The organism is Flavobacterium sp. FlaQc-47 (assembly GCF_044006475.1).
Taxonomy (GTDB): domain Bacteria; phylum Bacteroidota; class Bacteroidia; order Flavobacteriales; family Flavobacteriaceae; genus Flavobacterium.
In genome coordinates this window covers 434,647-443,747 of record NZ_JBIPCQ010000005.1, presented here as the reverse complement: position 1 = coordinate 443,747, position 9,101 = coordinate 434,647, and the positions used below count along the sequence as shown (strand labels likewise).

At 31.5% G+C, this 9,101-nt stretch carries 8 protein-coding genes; all 8 read left to right on the top strand.

Annotated features, from left to right (window positions below; all coding sequences use genetic code 11):
* The first annotated feature begins 862 nt into the window (after positions 1 to 862).
* The gene (gene thrS, locus ACHRVX_RS18560; RefSeq protein ID WP_395334870.1) at positions 863 to 2,809 is read left to right on the top strand and encodes a threonine--tRNA ligase; all 1,947 of its coding nucleotides are present in this window, start codon (positions 863 to 865) and stop codon (positions 2,807 to 2,809) included.
* A 22-nt stretch (positions 2,810 to 2,831) separates the two neighbouring features.
* A complete protein-coding gene (infC, locus tag ACHRVX_RS18555) occupies positions 2,832 to 3,383 on the top strand; it encodes a translation initiation factor IF-3 (protein WP_081491471.1) in 552 nt (183 codons plus the stop codon).
* A gap of 115 nt (positions 3,384 to 3,498) precedes the next feature.
* Positions 3,499 to 3,696, top strand: coding sequence for a 50S ribosomal protein L35 (rpmI, locus tag ACHRVX_RS18550; protein ID WP_022827375.1), 198 nt, complete (start codon positions 3,499 to 3,501; stop codon positions 3,694 to 3,696).
* Positions 3,697 to 3,877: 181 nt separating this feature from the next.
* Positions 3,878 to 4,222, top strand: a complete 345-nt coding sequence (rplT, locus tag ACHRVX_RS18545) for a 50S ribosomal protein L20 (RefSeq protein WP_041515545.1) — start codon at positions 3,878 to 3,880, stop codon at positions 4,220 to 4,222.
* A gap of 145 nt (positions 4,223 to 4,367) precedes the next feature.
* On the top strand, positions 4,368 to 4,940 hold the full coding sequence (locus tag ACHRVX_RS18540; protein ID WP_395334867.1) for a Crp/Fnr family transcriptional regulator: 573 nt from the start codon (positions 4,368 to 4,370) through the stop codon (positions 4,938 to 4,940).
* A 78-nt stretch (positions 4,941 to 5,018) separates the two neighbouring features.
* Entirely contained in the window at positions 5,019 to 5,453 is a 435-nt protein-coding gene (locus tag ACHRVX_RS18535) for a carboxymuconolactone decarboxylase family protein (RefSeq protein WP_395334865.1), read from the top strand.
* A 159-nt stretch (positions 5,454 to 5,612) separates the two neighbouring features.
* Complete coding sequence (locus ACHRVX_RS18530) at positions 5,613 to 7,337, top strand: tetratricopeptide repeat protein (protein ID WP_395334863.1); 1,725 nt, start codon at positions 5,613 to 5,615, stop codon at positions 7,335 to 7,337.
* Positions 7,338 to 9,101, top strand: a complete 1,764-nt coding sequence (locus ACHRVX_RS18525) for a tetratricopeptide repeat protein (protein ID WP_395334861.1) — start codon at positions 7,338 to 7,340, stop codon at positions 9,099 to 9,101. It begins immediately after the preceding gene.

The window sequence follows — 9,101 nt, the reverse complement described above, 5'->3', positions numbered from 1 at the left end:
TTTTTAAGAAATTTTTCATTTCCTTTTTCTTCTCAAACCTTACCAATCTTTCAATGAACTTCCCTGTTTTGCGGGGTGCAAATGTAACATCTGTTTTCAAATCTCACAAGCTTTTTAAATCTTTTTTTGAAAATAAATTTTCTCCTTGATTTGTAATGCTTGTCAGTATTTCAGGGAACGTCTGTCGCTCTTGCGGGTGCAAAAGTAGCACCTTTATTTACATTTACAAGACTTTTTATTGTATAATTTCAATGTTTTGCAAAACTTTTTCTTAACGCTCTGATAACACAAAACTTAGCTTTTTACCACTTTTTTCGTTTATAGGAATTTTCAGCAGAGCGTTCTGTTTTTCGTAATTTTACCATTCTAAGATGTACCTGTTTTATGGACTTCGCAGATTTAAGTGCTGTTTTATGATGACTCAAAATTGATTTGACGACTTTGCCGGATGCTTGCATGATCTCTAACACACATCGCTTTGTCTATTTCGTACAAAGACGCAGACGCGCTAAGTTTATACTCTTGAAGCGATTTCTTTTTGCTATCACTAATGTCTATTCTAACAACTACTGCCCTAGCCCCGATAGTAGTGAAAATCCTTTTGTGCCGGGAGGCACAAAAGATTGGAACGGATAGCGGGAATAGCTCCAAAGCAAAATCTAAGCTTCTAAAACTAAACAAACCTAACATACTTCTTATTTGCCCTTAAAATCTAAGTATACTTTACTCCTATATATAAGGATAGAAAATACATTTGACGAACCTACTACAATTTGCTCCTATATATTATAGTATAAAGATTATATATGTATTGTGTGTGTTTTTCTAATGCGTTATATTTGCATTCACAAAATTATAAACAATGATTAAGATTACTTTACCCGACGGGTCAATTAGAGAGTTTGCTTCTGGCATAACTCCCATGGAGGTTGCAAAAAGCATTAGTGAAGGATTTGCCAGAAACGTGATTTCAGCATCTTTTAATGGTACAACAATTGAAACCGAAACTCCATTGACGACCGACGGTAGTCTTATTTTATATACCTGGAATGATGCGGAAGGTAAAAAAGCTTTCTGGCATTCGACTTCACACGTCATGGCACAAGCGCTTGAGGAATTGTTTCCCGGAATTAAGTTAACTCTTGGACCTGCAATTTCTAACGGTTTTTATTATGATGTAGATTTTGAAGACCAAAAGATTACTGATGCTGACTTTAAAAAGATTGAAGATCGTGTTCTTGAAATTTCAAGAGGCAAACATGAGTTTAAAATGCGTCCGGTTAGTAAAGCTGATGCTTTAGAATTATATAAAGACAACGTTTATAAGACTGAATTGATTTCGAATCTTGAAGACGGAACTATTACGTTTTGTGATCATGCTACTTTTACTGATTTGTGTAGAGGTGGACATATTCCGAATACTGGTATTATCAAGGCTTTTAAAATTATGAGCGTTGCCGGAGCTTACTGGCGAGGTGACGAGAAAAACAAACAGCTGACTCGTGTTTACGGAACTTCTTTTCCTAAACAAAAAGATTTGACTGAATATCTTGAACTTCTTGAGGAGGCTAAACGTCGTGATCACCGTAAATTAGGTAAAGAACTTGAATTGTTTGCTTTTTCTCAAAAAGTTGGTGCTGGTTTGCCTTTATGGCTGCCAAAAGGTGCTGCACTTAGAGATCGTTTAGAGCAATTTTTGAAGAAAGCTCAAAAGAAAGCCGGATATGAGCAAGTGGTTACTCCACATATTGGTCAGAAAGAACTTTATGTTACTTCTGGTCACTATGCAAAATATGGCGCTGATAGTTTTCAGCCAATAAATACTCCTGCCGAAGGTGAAGAGTTTTTATTAAAACCGATGAACTGTCCTCACCACTGCGAAATTTACAATGTCAGACCTTGGTCATACAAGGATCTACCTAAGCGTTATGCTGAATTTGGTACTGTATATAGATATGAGCAATCTGGCGAATTACATGGTTTAACTCGCGTAAGAGGGTTTACTCAGGATGACGCGCATATTTTTTGTACTCCTGAGCAATTGGACGAAGAGTTTAAAAAAGTAATTGACCTTGTACTTTATGTATTTGGTTCTTTAGGTTTTGAAAACTTTACTGCTCAAATTTCTTTAAGAGACAAAGAGAACAGAGATAAGTACATTGGTACAGACGAAAACTGGGAGAAAGCTGAAAATGCAATTATCAATGCTGCAGCTGACAAAGGATTAAATACTGTTGTAGAATATGGCGAGGCCGCTTTTTATGGTCCTAAGCTTGACTTTATGGTTAAAGATGCTTTAGGAAGACAATGGCAATTAGGAACTATTCAGGTTGATTATAACCTTCCTGAACGTTTTGAATTGACTTATAAAGGTGCTGATAATGAATTACATCGCCCTGTTATGATTCACAGAGCTCCTTTTGGATCTATGGAACGTTTTATCGCAATTTTACTGGAGCATACTGCAGGAAATTTCCCACTATGGCTAATGCCGGAACAGGCTATAATCTTGTCTTTGAGCGAGAAATACGAAATATATGCTAAAAAAGTTTTAGATTTGCTAGAAAATCACGAAATTCGCGCCCTAATTGACAACCGAAGTGAGACTATTGGTAAGAAAATTAGAGATGCTGAAATGCAAAAAATACCGTTTATGCTTATTGTAGGTGAGGAAGAGGAGAAAAACGGAACTATTTCAATCCGTCGTCACGGTCAAGAAGGAAAAGGGAATATTACAGTTACAATTGATGAATTTGTCGCTATTGTAAACGAAGAAATAAAAAAGACATTAAAAGTTTTTACAGTTTAACTTAAATTATAAAGTCATAGCAATAAGAAGCAACAGAGGTTACCAACCTCGAGTAGAAAAAAAGGATGCACACAGAATAAATAACCTTATTCGTGGTGTACAAGAAGTAAGACTAGTAGGCGAAAACATCGAACCTGGTGTATTTAAGCTTGCAGAAGCTTTACGCCTAGCAGATCAGTTTGAATTGGATTTGGTTGAAATTTCACCAAATGCTGAGCCGCCGGTTTGTAAAATCATGGATTACAAGAAATTTGTTTACGAACAAAAGAAACGTGATAAGGTATTAAAAGCTAAGTCAACGCAAGTTGTAGTAAAGGAGATTAGATTTGGTCCTCAGACAGATGAGCATGATTACGAATTTAAAAGAAAGAATGCTGAGAAGTTCTTGAAAGAGGGTGCTAAATTAAAAGCTTTCGTTTTCTTTAAAGGTCGTTCTATCATTTATAAAGATCAAGGACAGATTTTATTACTACGTTTGGCAACAGATTTAGAAGAGCATGGTAAAGTGGAAGCGATGCCGGTTTTAGAAGGAAAGAGAATGATTATGTTCATTGCTCCGAAGAAAAAGAAATAAGTCTTAAAGTCGAAAGTCTTAAAGTCAAAAGTCATAAACTGGCTTTTGACTTTTGACTTTTAAACTTTCAGACCAAGATATAAGTAAGTAAGAATAAATTAAAACACTAGGAAAAATGCCTAAAATGAAAACAAAATCTAGCGCCAAGAAACGTTTCAAAGTTACTGGTTCTGGAAAGATTAAAAGAAAGCATGCTTTTAAAAGTCACATCTTGACTAAAAAATCTAAAAAACGTAAATTAGCTTTGACACATTCAGCGCTAGTTCACAAAACAGATATGAAAAGCATCAAACAACAATTAAGAATTATCTAATATAAGTCTAAAGTTGTAAAGTCTTAAAGTTAGAAAGTTCAAACTTTTGACACTTGACTTTTAAACCCTTTGACTAAAGATTTTCTTTAGGTTAAAAATTATTTAAAAATAACCTTGGAGTATGGCTTTTAAGTTCCTTTGATTTAATTCAGGGCGCCTGCTACAAAAACACATTAAAATTATGCCAAGAGCAGTAAATTCAGTTGCTAAAAGAGCAAGAAGAAAAAAAATAATGAAGCAAGCCAAAGGTTTCTTTGGTAGACGTAAAAACGTTTGGACAGTTGCTAAGAATGCAGTAGAGAAAGCAATGTGCTACGCTTACCGCGATAGAAAACAAAACAAAAGAAATTTCCGTGCTTTATGGATTCAACGTATCAACGCTGGAGCTAGATTAGAAGGAATGTCTTATTCTCAATTCATGGGTAAAGTTAAAGCTAATGGAATCGAATTGAACCGTAAAGTTCTTGCAGATTTAGCTATGAACCACCCTGAAGCTTTCAAAGCAATACTTAATAAAGTAAAATAAACGTTTTATAAACTCAATTTAGATTACTTACTTATCATAGAAAAACCATTCGTTAACACGAATGGTTTTTTGTTTTTATATGTATTTCAATTGTAGCTTAGCGTTTGAATATAAAAGTACATTTGTATATCATCAAAAAATTAACATGCATAAATCACTTTTGCAACATATTGAAAAAATAGTAACATTAGAATCCTCTGAAATAGACATTTTAGAATCTTGCCTGAGCACTTTTACTATCAAAAAGAAAGAACTAATATTACACGAAGGTCAAGTATGCAACACATTATACTTTATCCTAAAAGGCTGCATACGACAATATATAATCAACTCGAAAGGTGTTGAACAAACATTACAATTTGGTATTGAAAATTGGTGGATTACTGATTACTTAAGTTATCACAGTCAAATACCTTCTCATTTTTATATACAGGCTGTAGAAAAGTCAGAAGTAATTGGTCTGGAACAGGAAATGTTAGAATCTATTCTTGTCCAGATTCCGAAACTTGAACGTTACTTTAGAGTTGTTACACAAAAATCTTATGGTGCTGCTCAAATGAGAATCAAATTTTTATTTACAATGTCGGCAGAAGAAAGATATCATCACTTTAATAATCTTCATCCTGAATTTGTACAGCGAGTTCCGCAATACATGCTTGCCTCCTATCTCGATTTCTCTGCTGAATTTATGAGCAAAATTAGAGCTGGAAAAATCTAATTTCATTTCTTGAAGTACTTCAAGTTTTTTCAAGGAAAGATCTCTGACCTTTGTACTAAACTTAAAAAATAATATAAGATGAAACCAAGAATCGTTATCCCAAATGTTGCACCGGAAGCTTATGAAGCTTTAGTAAATTTAGAAAAATACAGTACCAAAACTTCCTTAACGCCTATTATAAAAGAGTTAATAAAAATTCGTGCATCGCAATTAAATGGTTGTGCTTATTGTGTCAATATGCATACTGCTGATGCCAGAAAATATGGTGAAACTGAAAAACGTATTTATTTATTAAGCGTTTGGCGTGAGGCTGACGTTTATACTGAAGAAGAGAAGGCTATATTTGCATTAACAGAGGAAATTACCATGATAAGCAATCATGTTTCTGACGAAGTTTATCAGAATGCTGCCCGTTTGTTTGATGATAGATATTTAGCCGAAATTATTCTCGCGATAATAACTATCAACGCATGGAACAGATTAGCCATAAGCACTGGAATGAGAGCTGTTTAAACATCTCCATTTATATAATGAATACAAAAATGACTTTCTAAATTAGAAGGTCATTTTTTTTTTATTGCAAAATTATAATTAAAAACAGAACTGTTCTGAATTTACAAATTAGTATACTTATTACTTTTCTTAAATACTTAAATTCTATACTTTTGGAGTATGAAACCACAAAGAATACTCACCCCATTATATATAACTTTTACTTTTCTACTTTTTTTATCTTGTCAAAAGAAAGCGTCAAACACTATTGTACCATTAAATACAAAAGCCGAAGTTGCTAAATTGATTAGTGTAGCAGATCGATTCTACAAAAATAAAAAAACTGATAGTGCTTTTTTTTATTACAATAAAGCAAAATTTATTTGTAACCCAGTAACTGATACCCAAAATTATGTTGATATAATAAACGATATGGCAACTATTCAACAAAATCATGGTGATTTTATTGGAAGTGAATCTACAGTTATTGAAGCATTACCTTATTTAAAATCTTTAAAAAAGCCAGAACATGCATGGAATACATATGTGACTTTAAGCAATAATTACTTAAATACGTATGATTATAAAAATGCAATACTATACAATCAAAAAGCTTTAACCTTAAAAACAGCATCGTGGCAAAATTTAGCAGCAAAAAAAAATATTGCCGTTATATTAATGGAAGAAGGAAAATATGCTGAATCTCTCAAAATTTTTCTTGCCTTGCTATCCAAACCAGAAATTAAAAATGATGACGAGTTTTATGCAAAAGTATTAGATAATATAGGCTTCTGTTATTTTAAAATAAACGACTTGAAAAATGCACTATCTTATTTCAATCAAAGTATTGAAATAAGACAAAATAAAAAAAGGCCTTTTGATTTAGGAAAGAGCTACCTTCATTTTGCTGAATTTTACAAAAAGAGTAATCCTGCGTTGGCAAAAAAATATATGCATTTGAGTTATCAGCAATTCAGTATTATAAATGACGTAGATGAGCGATTAGCTTCATTAAAATTAATTATTGAAAACAGCTCAGATAAAGAATTAAAAAAACATTCTCTTATTTATGTGAGCTTGGTTGATAGTATTTTTGAAGTTAGACAAAAAGCAAAGAATCAATTTGCTAAAATTAAATATGACTCTAAAAAAGACAGGGACGAAAATTTAAAACTTAAAACTCATAAAGCAGAAAATGAGCTACAATTAGAAAGGCAAAAAAACAGAAATATTATTTCTTATATTATCATTGCATTTAGTTTGGGCTTAATATTAGTTCTCTATTTTTATCTAACTTCCAGAGGAAATAAGGAAAAAATTGAGGCTACATATAATAGCGAAACCCGAATTGCCAAAAAACTCCATGATGAACTTGCCAATGACATTTACCACACAATGGCATTCGCAGAAAATAAAAACCTGTCAATTCCTGAAAACAGAGAACAATTGCTAACTAATTTAGATGCTATATATTCCCGGACAAGAGATATTTCTAAAGAAAACACTACAATTATTACCGACGAAAATTATGTTTTGGTTTTAACAGAAATGATCACCGGCTTTACTACCCCAAACACTAATCTTGTTATAAATGAACTAGATGTTATTATCTGGAATACTATAGAGAAAAACACCAAAGTTACTATTTACAGGGTTTTGCAAGAACTTCTTGTAAATATGAAAAAACACAGTAACGCTACATTGGTGGAAATTAATTTTAAAACTCTGGATAAAAATGTAATTATTAATTATACTGATAACGGAAGTGGAATTAATATAAATGAGATTGCATTTAGGAATGGATTGCATAATGTTGAAAACAGAATTTTAAGTATCAAAGGAGTAATTGACATTGATTCTGCTCTCGGAAAAGGCTTTAAAGTCTTTATAAAATTTCCTTTATAAATGAAAAACAGCTTTTATTCTTTTCAAAATAAAAAAAAATTAAAATATTTAATAATATCCGTTTTGATACTATTGGGCATATCATTTTGTCTATTAAATTTTTATAAAATTAAAACAGATCCTAAACCTAAAAACACAGATAATAGTGCTGAGATACTGCGCCTGACAAATATAGCTGACAAGTTATATTATGCTAAAAAAAATGACAGCGCTTTTATATATTACAATAAAGTATTACCCCTTTGTAATCCTGAAAAAAACACTGAAGATTATGTATACACCATCTACTCAATATCCTATATCTATAATGACAACGGTAATTTTATAGCCAGTGAGGCTACAGCAATTTTGGCGTTGCCTTATTTAAAGTATCTAAAAAAAACAAGACATGCATGGATTGTTTACACATTATTGGGGTCTAATTATTCAAACATGTACGATTATAATAATGCAATCCTATATTATGAAAAGTCGAGAGCTTTAAAAACCAGTGCCTGGAGAAAATGTTTAGCATTAAACAATATAGCTGCTGTTTATATGAATCAAAAAAAGTATGGTAAGGCAATTGCCCTGCTTGAGATACTGGTTTCGCCACGTTTAAAATCTATAAACGAAGAGGGTTACGGTTATGCAGCTGATAATTTAGGTTTTTGTTACCATAAATTAGGAAACGATGAAAAGGCAATTAAATATCTTCGTAAAGGACTAGCTTTTAGGTTACTGCCAAACAAAAGAACCGGAATAGAAAACAGTTATAAAAATCTTTCGGTTTATTTTGAAAAAAAGGATAAGCGCTTAGCAAAATACTATGCAAAAAAAACATACGACGAATCTGTTGCAAATAATAATTCAGCTGATCAGAATTCCGGCTTAAAATTATTGATAAAAACAAGTGAAGGCAATGACCTGAAAAAATATTCTTTAAAATATATCAAGAGCACAGACAGTTTAACAAATGCAAGACAAAAAGCAAAAAATCAGTTTGCCAATATAAAATATAATTTTAATAAGGATAAAACAGAGAATTTACAACTCAAGGCAGAAAAGGCAGAAAACGAATTAGAATTAGAAAGACGAAAAAATCGCAACATCATTTCATATATAATAATTGTATTCATTATAAGCTTTATTACATTTTTGTATTTTCATTTAAAATCAAAAGGAAGAAAACAAAAAGATGCCGCAATTTTTGACAGTGAAATAAGAATATCTAAAAAACTAAGTGATGAACTTACCCATGATATTTATCAAACTTTGACTTTCGCGGAAAGTAATGATTTAGAAAAAGACAATAATAAAGAAAATTTATTAAGTAATTTAGATCTGATTTATTCCAAAACCAGAAATATTTCGAAAGAAAATAGTCCTGTAGTAATTGATAAAAATTATCCTTTAGCGCTCAAAGAAATGATTTCAGGTTTTCAAACCTCTGAAATAAATGTTATTTTAAATGGATTTGATTCAATATTATCAACAAAAATCGACAAAAATAAAAAAATTACTATTTACAGAGTATTGCATGAACTACTGTTAAACATGAAGAAACACAGTAATGCTTCGTTAGTAGTAATCAATTTTAATACATCAAATAATTACATTTTTATTAATTATATGGACAACGGAAAAGGGATTCATATAGATGACCTTTCTTTTAAAAATGGTTTAAAAAATGTTGAGAATCGGATATTGAATATTAAAGGAGAAATTAATATAGATTCAAGGTCAGATATGGGTTTTAAAGTTTTTATTAAATTAATTTTATAA